General features: G+C 46.9%; 14 protein-coding genes. 7 read left to right on the top strand and 7 right to left on the bottom strand.

Going from position 1 to position 17,531, the window contains the following annotated elements; all coding sequences use genetic code 11:
- The first annotated feature begins 2 nt into the window (after nucleotides 1-2).
- The 4 genes from LZG75_RS10280 to LZG75_RS10265 are packed head-to-tail and all read left to right on the top strand — an operon-like array spanning nucleotide 3 to nucleotide 3,481.
- Nucleotides 3-938 carry a branched-chain amino acid ABC transporter permease gene (locus tag LZG75_RS10280; RefSeq protein WP_233937470.1) on the top strand — a complete coding sequence of 312 codons (936 nt, stop codon included), beginning with the start codon at nucleotides 3-5 and terminating at the stop codon, nucleotides 936-938.
- Nucleotides 939-957: 19 nt separating this feature from the next.
- Nucleotides 958-2,013 carry an ABC transporter ATP-binding protein gene (locus tag LZG75_RS10275; protein WP_233925149.1) on the top strand — a complete coding sequence of 352 codons (1,056 nt, stop codon included), beginning with the start codon at nucleotides 958-960 and terminating at the stop codon, nucleotides 2,011-2,013.
- The gene (locus tag LZG75_RS10270; RefSeq protein WP_233937469.1) at nucleotides 2,010-2,774 is read left to right on the top strand and encodes an ABC transporter ATP-binding protein; all 765 of its coding nucleotides are present in this window, start codon (nucleotides 2,010-2,012) and stop codon (nucleotides 2,772-2,774) included. The genes LZG75_RS10275 and LZG75_RS10270 overlap by 4 nt, the downstream gene beginning before the upstream one ends.
- Nucleotides 2,771-3,481 (top strand): ABC transporter ATP-binding protein, encoded by a 711-nt coding sequence (locus LZG75_RS10265; protein WP_233925068.1) that lies wholly within the window; start codon nucleotides 2,771-2,773, stop codon nucleotides 3,479-3,481. The genes LZG75_RS10270 and LZG75_RS10265 overlap by 4 nt, the downstream gene beginning before the upstream one ends.
- Nucleotides 3,482-3,485: 4 nt before the next feature.
- Here the strand turns inward: LZG75_RS10265 and LZG75_RS10260 are convergent, their stop codons facing one another.
- Entirely contained in the window at nucleotides 3,486-4,673 is a 1,188-nt protein-coding gene (locus LZG75_RS10260; protein ID WP_233937468.1) for an acetylornithine transaminase, read from the bottom strand.
- 36 nt (nucleotides 4,674-4,709) lie between these two features.
- Nucleotides 4,710-5,807 carry a CDP-6-deoxy-delta-3,4-glucoseen reductase gene (locus tag LZG75_RS10255; protein ID WP_233937467.1) on the bottom strand — a complete coding sequence of 366 codons (1,098 nt, stop codon included), beginning with the start codon at nucleotides 5,805-5,807 and terminating at the stop codon, nucleotides 4,710-4,712.
- 37 nt (nucleotides 5,808-5,844) lie between these two features.
- Between LZG75_RS10255 and LZG75_RS10250 the strand changes: the two genes are divergently transcribed.
- Entirely contained in the window at nucleotides 5,845-6,753 is a 909-nt protein-coding gene (locus tag LZG75_RS10250) for an SDR family oxidoreductase (protein WP_233937466.1), read from the top strand.
- Here the strand turns inward: LZG75_RS10250 and LZG75_RS10245 are convergent.
- From LZG75_RS10245 to LZG75_RS10235, 3 genes are all read right to left on the bottom strand, one after another.
- Complete coding sequence (locus LZG75_RS10245) at nucleotides 6,716-8,518, bottom strand: glutamine--tRNA ligase/YqeY domain fusion protein (RefSeq protein WP_233937465.1); 1,803 nt, start codon at nucleotides 8,516-8,518, stop codon at nucleotides 6,716-6,718. The two genes, LZG75_RS10250 and LZG75_RS10245, sit on opposite strands and share 38 nt — an antisense overlap.
- A gap of 83 nt (nucleotides 8,519-8,601) precedes the next feature.
- On the bottom strand, nucleotides 8,602-10,107 hold the full coding sequence (locus tag LZG75_RS10240) for a tripartite tricarboxylate transporter permease (protein ID WP_233937464.1): 1,506 nt from the start codon (nucleotides 10,105-10,107) through the stop codon (nucleotides 8,602-8,604).
- 23 nt (nucleotides 10,108-10,130) lie between these two features.
- Nucleotides 10,131-10,592 carry a tripartite tricarboxylate transporter TctB family protein gene (locus LZG75_RS10235; protein ID WP_233925062.1) on the bottom strand — a complete coding sequence of 154 codons (462 nt, stop codon included), beginning with the start codon at nucleotides 10,590-10,592 and terminating at the stop codon, nucleotides 10,131-10,133.
- A 151-nt stretch (nucleotides 10,593-10,743) separates the two neighbouring features.
- Between LZG75_RS10235 and alaS the strand changes: the two genes are divergently transcribed.
- Together alaS and LZG75_RS10225 are read left to right on the top strand one after the other, a co-directional pair.
- Nucleotides 10,744-13,389 (top strand): alanine--tRNA ligase, encoded by a 2,646-nt coding sequence (gene alaS / locus LZG75_RS10230; protein ID WP_233937463.1) that lies wholly within the window; start codon nucleotides 10,744-10,746, stop codon nucleotides 13,387-13,389.
- 5 nt (nucleotides 13,390-13,394) lie between these two features.
- On the top strand, nucleotides 13,395-13,670 hold the full coding sequence (locus LZG75_RS10225) for a sulfurtransferase TusA family protein (RefSeq protein ID WP_233925060.1): 276 nt from the start codon (nucleotides 13,395-13,397) through the stop codon (nucleotides 13,668-13,670).
- A 43-nt stretch (nucleotides 13,671-13,713) separates the two neighbouring features.
- Here LZG75_RS10225 and galU read toward each other — a convergent pair whose 3' ends face one another.
- Both galU and LZG75_RS10215 read right to left on the bottom strand, forming a co-directional pair.
- Nucleotides 13,714-14,592, bottom strand: a complete 879-nt coding sequence (galU, locus tag LZG75_RS10220) for a UTP--glucose-1-phosphate uridylyltransferase GalU (RefSeq protein ID WP_233925059.1) — start codon at nucleotides 14,590-14,592, stop codon at nucleotides 13,714-13,716.
- Nucleotides 14,593-14,614: 22 nt separating this feature from the next.
- Entirely contained in the window at nucleotides 14,615-17,518 is a 2,904-nt protein-coding gene (locus tag LZG75_RS10215) for a valine--tRNA ligase (RefSeq protein ID WP_233937462.1), read from the bottom strand.
- Nucleotides 17,519-17,531: the final 13 nt, after the last annotated feature.

Raw genomic sequence — 17,531 nt, 5'->3', positions numbered from 1 at the left:
GGATGGAAACATTCCTCCAGCAACTAGTTAATGGTCTAGTTTTAGGGAGCATTTATGCCTTAATTGCCTTGGGTTACACCATGGTTTATGGCGTACTCGGCATTATTAACTTTGCCCATGGTGAAGTGCTAATGATCGGCGCTTTGGTTTCACTCACTCTAATTCAGGGCCTGATGGGCTTTGCCCCTTTCTTGCCTGGCTGGTTGGTGTTAGTGTTGGTCTTGCCAATCACCATGGCAACGTGTGCCGCGCTCAGTTACACGATCGAGCGAGTAGCTTATCGGCCATTGCGGAATGCACCACGGCTTGCGCCACTGATTTCAGCTATCGGCATGTCGGTTTTATTGCAAACTATTGCCATGATGGTTTGGTCACGTGACCCGCTGATGTACCCGCAGTTGTTGCCAGCGCTACCGATTCAATTATTTAATAGTGCGGTCACAATTACCGGTAAAGAGCTCGTTATTATTGCCGTCGCTTTTTTAGTGATGTGTGCTTTATTACTCTTGGTCGAGCGCACGCGCTTAGGCCGTGCCATGCGGGCAACGGCCGAACAAAACAAAATTGCCGCACTCATGGGGGTTAATCCCAATCGGGTTATTTCGATTACCTTTATGTTGGGTGGCGCTTTGGCGGGCTTGGCTGGTGTCATGATAGCGACCAACTATGGCAATGCAAATTTTTATATGGGCTTCATACCAGGTCTGAAAGCATTTACTGCCGCAGTTTTAGGCGGCATTGGTAATATCCGTGGGGCGATGCTTGGGGGGCTACTATTAGGTTTAATTGAATCGTTAGGAGCTGGTTATATCGGCGATTTAACTGGTGGCGTATTAGGCTCTAATTACCAAGATATTTTTGCTTTCATAGTGCTCATTGTGGTCTTAGTATTGCGTCCGAGTGGATTACTGGGCGAACGAGTTTCCGATCGTGCTTAATTTTATTTCCCAGCGGCGCATGTTTTTGTGGTTGGCAATGTTAAGCCTCCTCATTTTGCCTTGGTGCGTTGGATCTGTTGGCGGTAATTACTGGGTGCGCGTGCTGGATTTTGCTTTGCTCTATGTGATTTTAGCGTTAGGTTTAAATGTTGTAGTGGGATTTGCTGGTTTACTCGATTTAGGTTTTATCGCATTTTATGCCTTGGGCGCCTATACTTTTGCGTTACTGGCATCGCCTCATCTAACCCAATCGTTTGCGGCGATTGCCGTATTATTTCCAGAAGGTTTGCATAGCCTCATATGGCTTGCTTGTTTGATTGGGGCAGTCTTAGCGGCGACATTTGGCGTTATTTTAGGCGTGCCAACGCTGAAACTACGGGGCGACTATCTGGCGATAGTCACTTTAGGTTTTGGTGAAATCATTCGCATTTTTTTAAATAATTTAGATCGACCCATGAATCTCACGAATGGGCCTAAGGGAATACGTGCAATCGACTCAATCGAACTCTTTGGTATTTCTTTTGCTAAATCATTAGACCTTGGTTTTATCCAAGTACCCGCTTTATATTTAATTTTCTATCTCTTTCTCGTTTTAGCATGTATTGCTACAGTAATCTGCATGCGTTTACAAAATTCGCGTATTGGCAGAGCTTGGGTAGCCATTCGTGAGGATGAAATTGCCGCCCAAGCAATGGGGATTAATACGCGCAATTTAAAATTATTGGCGTTTGCCATTGGTGCTTCATTTGCTGGAGTGGCGGGCGTTTTATTTGCCTCTTTTCAAGGTTTTGTTTCACCAGAGTCCTTTACCCTATGGGAATCGATTGTAGTTTTAGCGATGGTAGTTTTGGGTGGTATAGGCCATATACCCGGAGTGATTTTGGGCGCCGTATTGCTAGCCATTTTTCCCGAAGTGTTGCGTGGGGTCGTGCAACCCCTACAAAATGCGCTGTTTGGGCATGTCCTGGTTGATGCAGAAATTATGCGCCAATTGATTTATGGCTTGGCTTTAATTTTGATTATGCTCTATCGCCCCAAAGGAATATGGCAAAAGCGGGGAGCCTCTACGTCATGAGTGTGTTGCTCGATGTTACTAACGTATCAAAATTTTTTGGCGGAGTACACGCTTTAGATAACGTTGGTTTAAGGGTGCCAAGCGGCAGTATTGTTGGTTTAATTGGCCCGAATGGCGCAGGCAAAACCACCTTTTTTAATCTAATAACGGGTCTGTATTCTGCTAATAGCGGGCTCTTTCAATTTAACGGCCAATTTTATTCGCCTCATTCAGTAGCCCAAGTAACGCAAGCAGGAATAGCCCGGACTTTTCAAAATATTCGCTTGTTTGGGGCGATGACTGCTTTAGAAAATGTGATGGTGGGGTGCCATTGTCGTTCACATACGGGGGTAATTGGTGCTATTTTGCGGGGTCGACAGGTGCGGCAGGAAGAACGGGCAATTAGAGAAAAATCGTTTGCGCTCTTACGCTATGTTGGTTTAGGCGATTTTGCTGATCATACTGCCATCAATTTATCGTATGGGCATCAACGCCGCTTAGAAATTGCTCGCGCTTTAGCTACTGACCCTTTGTTATTGGCGCTCGATGAGCCTGCAGCGGGGATGAATGCGACTGAAAAATTAGCTTTACGTGAATTACTGTTGCAAATTCGGGTTGATGGCAAAACCATTCTATTAATTGAACATGATGTTAGTTTGGTGATGGGTATCTGCGATAGCCTCACGGTATTGGATTACGGCAAGACCATTGCCGTTGGGAGTCCAACTGAGGTTCGTAACAGTCCTGCGGTGATTAAAGCCTATTTGGGTAATAGCCCATGAATATCTTGGAGGTTAGCGGCCTAAAAGTGAATTATGGCGGCATATCTGCTGTCAAGGGCATTGATTTTTATATAGAGCAAGGGGAAATGGTGGCTTTAATTGGTGCTAATGGCGCTGGCAAAAGCTCAACCCTCAATGCCTTATCAGGAATCGTTCCTGCAAGTAGTGGCGAGGTTCGGTTTGCGGGTCACATCGTCACGCATCTACCCGCGTATGAACTAGTCAAACAGGGCTGCAGTTTGGTACCCGAAGGACGTGGCGTATTTAAACGTATGAACGTCTTCGAGAATTTACAAATGGGCGCTTTTCTACAGGAAAATCCAGCTGAATTTAAGCGCCTTTTAGATCAGGTTTACACTTTTTTCCCGCGCTTAGAAGAGCGCAGCACGCAAATGGCTGGCACGCTTTCTGGCGGAGAACAGCAGATGGTAGCGATGGGCAGGGCGCTAATGGCGCAACCGAAATTATTATTGTTAGATGAACCATCAATGGGTCTAGCACCACTGATGGTGGAAACCATTTTTAATGTGATTCATTCTTTAACTAAAACTGGAATCACCATTTTATTGGTAGAGCAAAATGCGCGTTTAGCCTTGCAGCTTGCCCAACGAGCTTATGTCATGGAAAGCGGACTGATTACCTTGACTGGATCTGGTGCAGAGCTCATGGCCGATACCAGAGTCCGCCAGGCCTACTTGGGCGAATAAGGGCTTAAGCTAATTGCTTGAGTAATCCGCGTAGCATTGAAGCCATTAAGCGAATGTCGTCGTCACTGGTATTGAGGGCGGGCATAAAGCGCAATAAATCAGGCTGTGGAGAATTAATCAACAGTCCTACTGGATTTTGATCACGAGCCATTTCTACTAATTTAGGGCCAATCTCACGGCCCAACATTAAGGCCCGTAACAGACCCATGCCGCGCTCACCTTCTAACTGAAATTCTGCAACGAGTTGACGCAATTCATTACGCAATAACTCGCCTTTGGCCTGTACTTGCGCTAAAAATTGGGGAGCTAATAGTTGTTCAACCACACTAATACCTACCGCTGTCATTAGGGGGTTGCCATTGTAGGTGCCACCTTGATTGCCAGCGACAAAGCAAGCTACGGCATCGGTCGCCAAGAGGGCAGCAAGGGGTACACCACCACCAATCCCTTTACCCAAAGTCATGATGTCGGGCTTAATGCCAAATTGTTCATAAGCAAATAAGCTGCCGGTTCGCCCGCTGCCCGATTGCACTTCGTCTACTATCAATAAGATATTGCGCTCTTGCGTGAGTTGGCGTAAATTTTGCATAAATTCAGGCGTACAGGGAATCACGCCACCTTCACCTTGTACCGGCTCTACCATTACTGCCACGGTATTATCGGTAATGCAGGCAATGACCGAGCTCAGATCATTGAGATTGGCCTTCGGAAAGCCAGCGACCTGGGGAGCAAACATGCTATCCCAGCCCGGTTTGCCAGAAGCACTCATCGTAGCTAGAGTGCGCCCATGAAAGCCATGATCAAAGGTAATAATTTCAAAGGCGCCTGCTTTATTGAGTTGCCCCCATTTACGCGCTAGCTTAATCGCGCCTTCATTTGCTTCAGCGCCACTATTGGCAAAAAAAACTTTATCAAAACAACTATGTGCAGTGAGTAAATTTGCTAAACGCAGCATGGGTTCGTTATAAAAAGCCGGGCTAGGACTAATTAACAATTTGGCTTGGCTATTTAGCGCCGCAATCATGCCAGGATTGGCATGTCCCAAGCAATTTACGGCCCAACCTTGCATAAAGTCGAGATAGCGCTTGCCGTTTTGATCGGTTAGCCAAGACCCCTCACCTTGCACCATCACCAATTCTGGGCGTGGGGTGATAAACATAACGGCGGCTGTATTAAGCGGTGTATTGGTCATGAGGCGAGAGCAGTAATTGAATTAAATAAAATTGAATTATGAAACGGTTTCATCTAAGCTGCGCGATAAATCGGCGGCACTGGTGAACGAGTCGGCAAAAAATTCGGCTTCAGGTAATTGGCATTGGGTAATAAAGTCACTTCGCGCTGCATTGACCATGATTGGTGCCCCACAGGCATAAACCTGCATGGCCTTCAGACTAGGATAATCAGCCATCACCGCACGGTGCACAAAACCCGTTCGCCCTTGCCACTGGTCGGTTGGTATTGCATCTGAAACAACGGGAATATAGTGAAAGTCGGGGATGGTGCTTGCCCAGCTTTTACACAGTGCATCAAGATAAAGATCGGTGGGTCGCCGGCCACCCCAATAGAGGCTGATAGGCCGCTGAATTTTTTTGGCAAGCATATGTTCAATGATGGCCTTAATGGGGGCAATACCCGTGCCTGCTGCTAAAAAGAGGATGGGTTTAGTCGATTCTTCACGCAAAAAGAAACTACCTAAGGGCCCTTCAAAACGTAAAATGGCTTTCTCTTGCAAAAATGGGGTAGGGAAGGCGCTGGAGCTAGTGGCGCCGCTACTAGGCTGATTGTGTCCAAACACAAAATCAGTAAAGATGCCGCCTGGCAAATGTCGAATTTGCACTTCAAGCGGTCCATCGTGTTCGGGAGCAGTGGCTAAAGAGTAAGCGCGGCGCTGACCATCTTTAAGTAAAAATTCAATATATTGGCCAGCTAAATATTGAAAGCGTTCAGCTGCCGGCAGTTGTAATTGCAAAATTGCCACATCAGTGGTGGGGCGGGTAATTGTGTTAACGCGACAGGGCACTTTACGAACGGGTAAATCACTACCCCCTTGTACTTCACGTACTTCAATCATGAGATCGGCTGTAGCTTGTGCACAGCAAAACAGACTCATACCCGCTAATTCTTCAGCGCGACTCAAAGCGCTCTCACTATGTTCGCCATGCTGTACTTGGCCTGAAATCACTTTTCCCTTACAAGAACCACAGGCACCATTCTTGCAGCCGTAAGGTAAGTTAATTCCTTGGCGTAGGGCGGCCTCTAAAATAGTTTCATCTTGGTTGACCATAAACTCCTTACCGCTAGCTTTCAGTGTGACGCGATGCCCCAAAACCCATTCCTTTCAATAAATCGGTACGATATAACTCATGCGTAAGGCCACCCACCCATTTGCTAAGCCTAGACTCCTGATCGTGGGATGTGGAGATATAGGGCTAAGAGTTGTTAAGCAGTTAGCACCGGCTTTTCATATTTTTGCGCTAACTTCTCAGTTAACGCGTTTTCCAGCATTGCGAGAAGCAGGAGCACTGCCTATTTTGGGTAATCTTGATCAGCCTGAGAGCTTATGGCGTCTGAGTGGATTAGCAGAAACCGTCATTCATTTAGCACCACCGCCTAACTCAGGTAATCAAGATCGTCGAACCCGCAATCTACTGCGAATTTTAGCCCAAGGTGGCGGTGTCGTCAGGCGCTTGATTTATGTCAGTACCACAGGGGTATACGGTGACGCCAATGGCTCTTGGGTGCATGAAACAAGCCCCATAGACCCACAAAGTGAGCGCGCGAAGCGCCGCGTCGATGCTGAGCAGGTATTACGGACTTTTGCTTTAACTCAGCGGGCAAGGTTGACGATTTTGCGGGTGCCTGGTATTTACGACCTCAACCGATTGCCCATCGAGCGCCTGAAGGCGGGAACCCCCGCTTTATTAGCCGCTGAAGATGCTTATTCAAACCATATTCAGAGCGATGATTTAGCCCGCCTGATTTGCGCGGCAGTATTTCGTGGGCGTCCCCAGCGCATCATCAATGCTTGTGATGGTGAAGAGCTGAAAATGGGCGATTATTTTGATCAAGTTGCCGATGCTTATCAGCTTGAGCGGCCGCCACGTTTAACCGCTGCTGCCGTCAAGGAAAAAGTGAGCCCAATGCTCTGGTCATTTCTGCGTGAGTCACGGCGGGTGAGTAATACCCGTCTGAAAGAGTTAAAGATTGCTTTACGCTATCCCAATGTTGCCAGTTTTATTTCCAAGTATCCTTTAGTGCCACCGTCCGATTAAAGATTGGCTTTCCAGCTTGTGAGTCGATGGCATCTGCAATAAAGTAGCCATGACGTTCAAACTGAAAACGCTCGCCGGCTTGGACTGATTTCATGCTGGGTTCGAGGTATGCAGTAATAATCTGTTTTGAATTTGGATTGAGGTGAGCGAGAAAATTATTTTCTCCGCTATCGGGATGAGGTTCAGTAAACAGGTGATCATAAAGACGTACCTCAACAGCGAGAGCCTCAGCAACGCTAAGCCAATGGATATTACCCTTCACTTTATAGTTGTCTGAGCCTGGGGTACCACTCTTGCTATCGGGAAAATAACGCGCGTTCACTTGCTTGACTTGGCCATTGCTATCCAATTCAACTCCAGTACATTCAATCACAAAACCATGGCGTAGTCGCACGCGCCCACCAGCTTGGTCATTGCTGGGCGGATAAAGTCGAAAAAAGCCCTTCACGGGTTCGAGCATAAAGTCATCGGCCTCGATCCAAACTTCACGCGTAAAGTTAAATTCACGTTTACCCCATTCAGGATGATGCGGATGACGTGGGGCCGAGCAGGCTTCAGAACCATTTTCAGGAAAGTTTTCGATCACTAGTTTTAACGGTTTTAGTACCGCAGTAGCCCGCGGCGCCTTGGCATCTAGGTCATCTCGTAAAGCCTGTTCTAAGGTACTCATATCGATCCAGCTGTCGGCTTTCGAGACGCCAATTCGTTCACAAAATAAGCGGAGACTTTCAGGGGTATAGCCGCGCCGACGAATACCCACAATGGTTGGCATCCGTGGATCATCCCAGCCATCGACACATTTTTCTGCGACTAATTGCAGTAATTTACGTTTACTAGTGAGGGTATAGGTTAAATTGAGGCGCGCAAATTCGTGCTGATGCGGTAGTGGATCACTAAAGACGCCGGCTTCTTTTAGGGTGTTCAGAATCCAATCATAGAGCGGTCGATTATTTTCAAACTCTAAGGTACAAATCGAATGTGACACGAATTCGAGGGCATCTGAAATGCAGTGGGTAAAATCATATAAAGGATAAATACACCATTGGTCACCAGTTCGATGGTGATGCGCATGGCGAATGCGGTAAATGACTGGATCGCGCATGACGATATTGGGGTGTTGCATCTCAATTTTTAGACGAAGCACATGCTGTCCATCGCTAAACTCACCCGCCCGCATCGCGCGAAAAAGTTGCAAATTTTCTTCTACACTGCGATTACGATAAGGACTATTTTGTCCCGCTTGATTAAAATTGCCCCGTTTAGCATGAATTTCATCGGCTGTTTGGCTATCAACATACGCTTTGCCATGTTCGATTAAAACTTCAGCAAATTGATAGAGCTGTGCGAAATAATCACTGGCGTAATGCAAATGGGTTTGACCATTTGCCTCCCAATCAAAACCAAGCCAGCGTACCGCATCTAAAATGCTATCGACGTATTCAACATCTTCTTTTACTGGATTAGTGTCATCTAAGCGCATATTGCAACGCGCACCCCCTGCGCGTGATTGATATTCAGCAGCTAGACCAAAATTGAGACAAATACTTTTAGCATGCCCAATATGTAAATAGCCATTAGGCTCGGGAGGAAAGCGGGTAATCAGTGGGGGTAAGGCATTACCGTCAGCATCGTGACGAAGTGGACGCTGTTGGTATAAGGGTTGCGCTAAATCGTGCTCGATAATTTGGCGAAGAAAATTAGAGGGTTCAGCGGCTATCGCTTTTGTCTTATTAGAGGTGGTATTTTTAGGGCTTTCTGGTGACATTCGCTAATTGTAGAGAAGATCGCTACTCGAGAAAGAAAAAAGCCCGCAGATGGCTGCGGGCTTGATGAGAAGGTAAGGATAAGTCAAAGCTCTTCGACGAAGACTTTTTCACGTCCTTTTTTGATCGCAGGTAGAGCAACAATCACGACCATTAAAGCTGCTGCCACCAAGAGGCCCAGCGAAAGTGGACGGGTAATAAAGGTTGAAAAATCCCCTCGCGAGAGTAATAAGGCGCGGCGGAAATTTTCTTCCATCATCGGGCCCAATACAAAGCCTAATAGAAGCGGCGCGGGTTCGCAACCCAGTTTAAAAAATAGGTAGCCAATAACACCAAAGGTAGCGGTGATGTACACGTCAAAGACTGTATTGTTAACGGTGTAAACCCCGATACAACAGAAAACCAAAATGGCGGGATAAAGAAAACGATATGGAATTTTCAAAATCTGCACCCACATACCAATGAGCGGTAAATTGAGCAAAATTAACATCAGGTTTCCAATCCACATCGACGCAATCAAGCCCCAAAATAAAGCAGGGTTGCTGGTCATCACTTGTGGACCTGGTTGAATATTGTGAATGGTCATCGCGCCCACCATTAATGCCATCACCGCATTGGGTGGAATACCTAAAGTCAGCAAAGGAATAAAGGAAGTTTGAGCTGCAGCATTATTCGCGCTTTCTGGGCCAGCAACACCTTCAATAGCACCTTGCCCAAATTCAGCTGAGTGTTTTGAGGTTTTCTTTTCAACCGAATAGGCTCCAAAAGCAGCTAAAGCAGCACCGCCGCCTGGCAAAATTCCCAAGACCGAGCCTATTGTCGTTCCCCGTAAGATTGACGGCACCATTCGCTTAACATCATCCCATGTTGGAATAAGGGTAGTCACTTTATTTAAAAAACTTTCCCGCTTTTCTTTTTGCTCTAAGTTCATCATAATTTCAGCAAAGCCAAATACACCCATGGCAATACTGACAAAGCCAATACCATCGCTCAGTTCAGGCACATCAAAGGCATAGCGTGACACGCCGGAGTTCACGTCGGTACCAACAAGACCCATGAGCAAGCCCAAAATAATCATGCCAATCGCTTTAATGAGAGAGCCCGACGCTAAAACCACGGCACCGATTAAACCCAATACCATCAGCGAGAAGTACTCAGCCGGACCAAACTTAAAGGCTAGTTGTGAAAGTGGGGCGGCAAAAGCAGCCAAAATAAAAGTCGCTACGCAACCGGCAAAAAATGAACCCATACCAGCAGTAAAGAGCGCTACTCCAGCTCGCCCTCGTCGCGCCATTTGATAGCCATCAATTGCAGTTACAACCGAAGATGTTTCTCCGGGAATGTTCAATAAGATGGCTGTAGTTGAGCCGCCATACTGCGCGCCATAATAAATACCCGCCAACATAATGAGGGCAGCAATGGGGGGTAATGCATACGTTGCTGGCAATAACATGGCAATAGTGGCAATGGGGCCAAGGCCAGGCAAAATGCCGATTAAGGTGCCCAACAAGCATCCCAGAAAACAGTAAATTAAATTTTGAAAGGTTAATGCGGTTGAAAAACCCAGCGCTAAATTATTCAGCAGATCCATATCAGTGTCCTAGGCTTTTGCGGTTAATTATTAAGGAAGAAAGGCCACAGCGGAAACTGTAGCTTGAGCCCAACTACGAAAGCAAGATACGTGAAGACCAGTAAGATAAGGGCATTAATAACGGTACCTTTCCACTTAAATTCATGGCTAGCCGAGGCCGAAACAAAAACAAGGGCCAAGAGGGCAACAAAAAATCCCATAGTGCTTAGTAGTACGCCGTAAAGAACTACTGCACCTGTAATCCAAATGACGCTTTTCAGATCCCATTTTTTTAGTTTGACGTCAGCTGCCTTTTTGGTGACAGCACTCAGCAAAACGACTAAGCCAATTAAAGCCAAGAGCATGCCTAAACAAAAGGGGAAATAACCAGGCCCCATTTTGGCGGCAGTTCCCATTTGATAACCAGTAGCGAGGCTGGCAAAAAATAAGCCGACGACGATATACATAAAGCCAGCGGCAAAATCTTGTTGATTGTGTATTTTCAAAGTGCGCTCCAAGTTGGTCTAATTATCAAGTGACCATTTTTTATATATTGATGAGCGATTGTAAGGCACGCTGATGGGCGTTGCTAGCCAAAACATCTAGGGTTTGCCCTAATTTAGGGCGCGCGTGAACGCCAATGCGATAATTATTGTCATGAAAGTTTCCCAAATTCGCCAAGCCTTCCTTGATTTCTTTGCCAGCAAAGGGCACCAAATCGTTCCTTCTAGCCCGGTGGTGCCCGGAGATGATCCGACCTTACTGTTCACCAATGCCGGCATGAATCAATTTAAGGATGTTTTCTTGGGCTTTGATCAGCGCTCCTATAGTCGGGCAACTACCGCCCAAAAGTGTATTCGGGCGGGGGGTAAGCATAACGATTTAGACAACGTGGGTTACACCGCTCGGCACCATACCTTCTTTGAGATGCTCGGCAATTTTTCTTTTGGTGATTACTTTAAGCAGGATGCAATTCAATTTGCCTGGGAATTATTAACTGTAGTATTTAAGTTACCAAAAGAAAAATTGTTAATTACGGTTTATGCCGAAGATCAAGAGGCCTACGCTATTTGGCATCAACAAATTGGTGTCCCTGCAGAACGCATTATCCGCATTGGCGATAACAAGGGTGCGCGCTATGCGTCCGATAATTTTTGGATGATGGGAGATACCGGCCCTTGTGGTCCGTGTACAGAAATTTTTTATGATCACGGCGCACACATTCCTGGCGGGCCGCCTGGTAGTCCCGATGAAGATGGCGATCGCTTTATTGAAATTTGGAATAATGTTTTTATGCAATTTAATCGCGATGAAGCGGGCAATATGCATCCTCTACCCAAGCCAAGTGTTGATACGGGCATGGGTCTGGAACGGATTGCAGCGGTGTTGCAGAAAGTCCATTCTAATTATGAAATCGATTTATTTGTTAATTTACTGAAAGCGGCGAAAGCCGCAGTCGATGGGGCTGGCGGCCAAAATTGCGCTGCCAATAGCCCTTCACTGAAGGTTATTGCCGACCATATTCGCGCTTGTAGTTTTGTGATTGTCGATGGCGTGATACCCGGAAATGCGGGTCGTGGGTATGTGTTGCGCCGCATTGCGCGGCGGGCAATTCGCCATGGTTTTAAATTAGGTGCGCGGCAACCATTTTTATATCAGTTGGTACCTGCCTTAGTTGCTGAAATGGGCGATGCATACCCCGAGTTGCGTAATGCACAAGATAAAGTCAGTGATGTTCTCAAACAAGAAGAAGAACGCTTTTTTCAAACGATTGCCAATGGCATGGAAATTTTAGAAGCCGCTTTAGCAAACAATGCCACCAATATTGACGGTGAAACTGCTTTTCGTTTACACGATACCTTTGGTTTCCCCTTAGATTTAACTGCCGACATCTGTCGGGAGCGTGGCGTTACTGTCGATGTCGCTGGCTTCGAGTTGGCCATGCAGGCGCAACGTAATCAAGCCCGTGCGGCAGGGCAATTTAAAATGACGCAAGGTCTGACGTATGCTGGAAAGCCAACCGAATTTCATGGGTATGAGCAACTCCAACGTGATAGCAACACCATTACTGCCCTGTATCTTGATGGGGTTGCGGTGCAGTCTGTCGCTGCTGGCGATAACGCTGTAGTAGTGCTCGATCACACCCCTTTTTATGCCGAGTCGGGCGGTCAAGTTGGCGATCGTGGTGAGTTACGGAATGAACGTTCTCGTTTTGAGGTTACCGATACGTTTAAGATTCAAGCTAATGTATTTGGTCATCAAGGTGAGGTATTAGAGGGGCAATTGTGCGTTGGCGACTCGTTAAAAGCGCTAGTCGATATTGTCCATCGCCAAGACACCATGCGCAATCACAGCGCCACCCATTTATTGCACAAAGCATTGCGTGAAGTCTTAGGTGACCATGTAATGCAAAAGGGTTCTTTGGTTGATGCTAGCAAAACCCGTTTTGACTTCACTCACCATGCACCTATAAGCCCAGCTCAGTTAAGACAAATTGAAGCGCTCGTGAATCGAGAAATTCTTGCCAATACCGCAACCTCAGCACAAGTGATGTCACTCGAAGATGCGCAAAAAACCGGGGCGATGATGCTGTTTGGTGAAAAATACGGCGCTGAAGTACGGGTGTTGGAAATTGGTAGCTCAAAAGAGTTGTGCGGAGGCACCCACGTGGGCCGCACTGGTGATATTGGAAGCTTAAAGGTAACCTCAGAATCGGGTGTGGCCGCTGGAATTCGCAGGGTCGAGGCAGTCACCGGCAATAACGCACTCCACTTTTTACAAAACTTAGAAGATCAAATGTTCGCGGTAGCGCATTTATTAAAGACCAATCCCAATGAGCTTGCAACTCGGGTAGCACAACTGCAAGATGCTTTACGGCAAACCGAGCGCGAGCTTGAGCGAGTGAACTCTAAGCTGGCTGCTAGTCAGGGCGATGAACTTGCGGCCCAGGCAATTGAGATAAATGGCCTGATGGTTTTAGCGCTCCGCCTCGATGGTGCCGATGCGCAGGTATTACGTGAAACCTTAGATGCTTTAAAAGCCAAATTGAGAACTGCTGCGATCGTTTTAGCCTCGGTGCAAGGGGATAAGGTCAGTTTGATCGCGGGGGTCACAGCCAATACAATCAGTCGCATTAAAGCCGGCGATTTAGTGAATTTTGTGGCTCAGCAGGTGGGCGGAAAAGGCGGCGGTAAAGCCGAAATGGCGATGGCAGGCGGTACAATGCCAAGTGCCTTGCCGGCGGCCTTAGCCAGCGTACAACAATGGATTAGAGAGAAAACTGCAGAAAAAACTGTAGATTAAATAGTATGAGCGAAAATCAAGCCACTTTTAATGAGCTAACCCTCAATGAGCTGCCGATTGCCAATCGTGAAGTTGATGCCATTGGGATGAATTGCCCATTACCCATCTTACGCACTAAAAAAGCCCTGGCCGATATGCAGTCGGGAGAAGTCCTCAAAATTACCGCCACCGATGCCGGAGCAAAACATGATTTCCCAGCGTTTGCCAAACAAACTGGCAATCAATTAATTGCTACAGAGGTAGTTAACGATACTTTTGTTTTTTACCTCAAACGCCGCTAAATTATTTACCAGTCGCAGTGAAGCAAGAAGCCCTGTGTGAAGCTTAGCGTTGTTTAAGAAAGGCGGCAAACTCGCTACTGACTTCAGGATGGCGTAGAGCAAAATCTACCGTTGCCTTGAGATAGCCTAATTTGCTACCGCAGTCGTAACGTACCCCTTGATATTCATAAGCATATACGGGTTCTGCTTTTAATAAGGCAGCAATCGCATCAGTGAGTTGAAACTCACCTCCAGCCCCAGGCTGAAGATTACGAATGTAATTAAAAATATTGGAAGAAAGTACATAACGGCCCACTACCGCTAAATTTGACGGCGCATCTTGCGGTAGCGGTTTTTCCACAATGCCCGTTAAGCGATGTACGCCAGGGTCAGTAAGAGTGCCAGCCACAATGCCATAAGAACTACTTTGCGCGGGATTAATTTTTTCTACTGCTAAAACAGAGCCCTGATATTTATCATGCACTGCCAACATTTGTGCCAATACGGCTGGCTCACCAACCAGTAAATCATCTGCCAAGATCACCGCAAAGGGCTCATCGCGTACTAATTTTTCGGCACATAGTACCGCGTGACCTAAACCCAAAGCTTCAGGTTGACGCACATATACACAATCGACATGACTCGGTTTCACATTACGTACGATTTCGAGTAAAGCAGTTTTATTTTTAGCCTCAAGTTCGGCTTCAAGTTCATATGCCTTATCGAAGTGGTCTTCAATAGCGCGCTTGCTGCGGCCAGTGACAAAAATCATTTCGGTAATGCCAGCTGCAATGGCTTCTTCAACCGCATATTGAATTAGTGGCTTATCGACAATATTGAGCATTTCTTTAGGACTGGCCTTAGTAGCGGGTAAAAACCGCGTGCCCAAGCCGGCAACTGGAAATACTGCTTTGCTAACGGGTTTTAACTTGGCATTGCTCATAAAGTTCGCTTCTAAAAAGTATTTAAGATGATTTTAAACGCAGCAGTTGGGCAGCCAATTTTTCATGGTTGAGTTCAAAGGCGGCAAGCCGCTGTTTTTCTTGCGCAACTACCTCGTCTGGCGCCCGCGCAACAAAACTTTCATTATTCAATTTTTGGTGACATTTATCAATTTCATTAGCAATGCGCACCAATTCTTTGCTAATGCGTATTTGCTCCGCAGCTAAATCAACTTCAATTTTAAGTAGTAATTTAATTTCACCAACTAAGGCAATAGGCGCACCCGCCCCTTCGCTTTCGAGACTAGCTTCATCAGCAAAGATGCGCACTTCTGATAATTTAGCGAGGGCCATTAAATAGGGGGTTGCTTGGTTTAAAAAAGCTGACGGTCCACAAATCCACAGGGGCACTTTTTGTGCCGGTGATATTTGCATTTCACCGCGCAGATTACGACAGGCATCCGTAATAGCTTTAACTTGCGCCATCCACGCTTCACTAGTGGCATCAATTTTTTCTGGCTGACTGATGGGATAGGGCTGCAAAGCAATCGATTGGCTGGCTTGCTGATTCAGTTCCTTACCAGCCTTTGGAGCAACGGATTGCCAGAGGGTTTCGGTAATAAATGGAATGAGCGGGTGGGCTAAACGCAAGATTGTTTCCAGCACCCGTAGGAGCGTACGGCGAGTAGCGCGTTGTTGGGCAGGCGTGCCAGTTTGTAACTGAACTTTTGCGAGCTCTAAATACCAATCGCAATATTCATCCCAGACAAATTGATAAATCGCGCTGGCGACATTATCAAAGCGATATATCGTGAAACCTTTAGCAACTTCTGCCTCTGTCTTTTGCAGTAACGAGACAATCCAGCGATCGGCGGGAGAAAAATCGAGATAGCCTTCGGGACCACATTGATTATCACAAGGCGCAAAACCATTGGCTGCGTCATCGCCAGGGCAGTTCATTAAAACAAAGCGGCTGGCATTCCAGAGTTTGTTACAAAAATTACGGTAGCCTTCGCAGCGTTTTTGATCAAAATTAATATTCCGTCCCAGCGACGCAAGCGAGGCAAAGGTAAAGCGTAAGGCATCAGTACCAAAGGCTGGAATACCATCGGGAAATTCCTTTTGGGTTTTTTTAGTGATGCTTGCTGCTTGCTTTGGGTTCATCAGGCCAGTAGTTCGTTTATCGACGAGGGCAGCCAATTCAATCCCATCGATGAGGTCGATTGGATCTAAGGTATTCCCTTTCGACTTACTCATTTTTTGGCCTTCAGCATCGCGCACTAAGCCATGCACATAGACCGTATGAAAAGGTACTTGCCCAGTAAAGTGGCAAGTCATCATTACCATGCGCGCAACCCAAAAGAAAATAATGTCAAAGCCAGTAACCAAGACCGAGGAAGGTAAAAAGTGCTTAAGCTCTGCGGTTGCTTGCGGCCAACCCAATGAACTGAAGGGTACTAGGGCTGAACTAAACCAGGTATCAAGTACATCGGAGTCGCGCTGCAGGGGTCCGGTGTAACCAGCAGCGCTGGCTTTGGCTTGCGCATCAGTAGCATTGCGCGCCACAAATATTTGCCCTTCAGAACCATACCAAGCAGGAATTTGGTGGCCCCACCACAACTGCCTAGAGATACACCAATCTTGAATATTTTCCAGCCACTGGGTATACGTGCTCTTCCAATTTTCAGGCACCAACTGAATTGTTCCGCTGGTGACGGCATGCAATGCGGCACTGGCCATTGACGCACCAGGTTGATAGAGGTTGTCAGCGCTCGGTTTAGAGACTGCAACAAACCATTGGTCGGTCAGCATCGGCTCAATAATGGTTTGGGTGCGATCACCACGGGGTACCATTAAGGTGTGCGGTTTCACTTCGGCCATTAAACCTGCAGACTCTAAGTCGGCAATGATTTGCTTGCGAGCGGCGAAGCGATCTAGGCCTTGGTAGATTTTGGGAGCATTTTCATTAATCTTGGCATCGAGTGTCAGAATCGTAATGAGCGGTAGTTGGTGGCGTTGGGCCACGGCGTAGTCATTAAAGTCGTGCGCAGGAGTTACTTTGACAACGCCAGTTCCAAAGGCAGGGTCAACATAGCTATCAGCAATGATGGGAATGGTTTTGTTACACAAGGGTAAATTCACCATTTGCCCAATGAGGTGACGATAACGTTCATCCTCTGGGTTAACCATCACCGCAACGTCGCCCAGTAAAGTTTCTGGTCTAGTTGTAGCGACGATTAATTCGCCCGACCCATCACTTAATGGATAACGAATATGCCACAGACTGCCAGCTTCTTCTTCACTCACAACTTCGAGATCGGAAACGGCGGTACCTAGAACCGGATCCCAATTCACTAAACGTTTGCCACGATAAATTAAACCTTGCTCATGAAGGCGAACAAAGACCTCAACTACAGCGGCCGACATTTTGTCGTCCATGGTGAAATATTCACGCGACCAGTCAATAGATGCGCCAAGACGGCGAATTTGCCGAGTAATGGTTGAGCCAGAGGTATCTTTCCATTCCCAAACTTTTTTTAGAAAGGCCTCGCGCCCTAGTTCATGACGTGAGATTTTCTGTGCCTCTAGTTGCCGTTCAACCACAATTTGAGTGGCAATGCCAGCATGATCGGTACCCGGTAGCCAGAGTGTATTTAGACCTTGCATACGGGCATGGCGAATGAGGCTATCCATCATGGTTTGGTTAAAAGCATGACCCATATGCAAAGTACCAGTGACATTGGGCGGTGGCAGTTGGATGCTGAAGTTGGGTTTCTGATCGTCTAAAGTGGTTTGGGAAATACCCCGGCGCTCCCATTCAGGGCCCCAATAGGCTTCGATGGGGCCAGGCTCATAGGATTTAGCCAACTCTAAATCAGCGGTGGGGTTGATGGGGCTTGAAGCAGAGGGATTTAAAGGGTTTGGCATAAGAGGCAAATTA

The sequence above is a fragment of the Polynucleobacter sp. IMCC30063 genome, assembly GCF_021395235.1.
Classification (GTDB): Bacteria; Pseudomonadota; Gammaproteobacteria; order Burkholderiales; family Burkholderiaceae; genus Polynucleobacter.
Note: the sequence above shows the minus strand (reverse complement) of the source record. Positions and strands in the feature narration are given on the sequence as shown.

Excerpts from the sequence above, each read along its gene's own strand:
- LZG75_RS10265 (WP_233925068.1), top strand. The coding sequence starts at position 2,771 with ATGAATATCTTGGAGGTTAGCGGCCTAAAAGTGAATTATGGCGGCATA.
- LZG75_RS10250 (WP_233937466.1), top strand. The coding sequence starts at position 5,845 with ATGCGTAAGGCCACCCACCCATTTGCTAAGCCTAGACTCCTGATCGTG.
- LZG75_RS10280 (WP_233937470.1), top strand. The coding sequence starts at position 3 with ATGGAAACATTCCTCCAGCAACTAGTTAATGGTCTAGTTTTAGGGAGC.
- LZG75_RS10270 (WP_233937469.1), top strand. The coding sequence starts at position 2,010 with ATGAGTGTGTTGCTCGATGTTACTAACGTATCAAAATTTTTTGGCGGA.
- LZG75_RS10215 (WP_233937462.1), bottom strand. The coding sequence starts at position 17,518 with ATGCCAAACCCTTTAAATCCCTCTGCTTCAAGCCCCATCAACCCCACC.
- galU (WP_233925059.1), bottom strand. The coding sequence starts at position 14,592 with ATGAGCAATGCCAAGTTAAAACCCGTTAGCAAAGCAGTATTTCCAGTT.
- LZG75_RS10275 (WP_233925149.1), top strand. The coding sequence starts at position 958 with ATGTTTTTGTGGTTGGCAATGTTAAGCCTCCTCATTTTGCCTTGGTGC.
- LZG75_RS10240 (WP_233937464.1), bottom strand. The coding sequence starts at position 10,107 with ATGGATCTGCTGAATAATTTAGCGCTGGGTTTTTCAACCGCATTAACC.
- LZG75_RS10245 (WP_233937465.1), bottom strand. The coding sequence starts at position 8,518 with ATGTCACCAGAAAGCCCTAAAAATACCACCTCTAATAAGACAAAAGCG.
- LZG75_RS10260 (WP_233937468.1), bottom strand. The coding sequence starts at position 4,673 with ATGACCAATACACCGCTTAATACAGCCGCCGTTATGTTTATCACCCCA.
- LZG75_RS10225 (WP_233925060.1), top strand. The coding sequence starts at position 13,395 with ATGAGCGAAAATCAAGCCACTTTTAATGAGCTAACCCTCAATGAGCTG.
- alaS (WP_233937463.1), top strand. The coding sequence starts at position 10,744 with ATGAAAGTTTCCCAAATTCGCCAAGCCTTCCTTGATTTCTTTGCCAGC.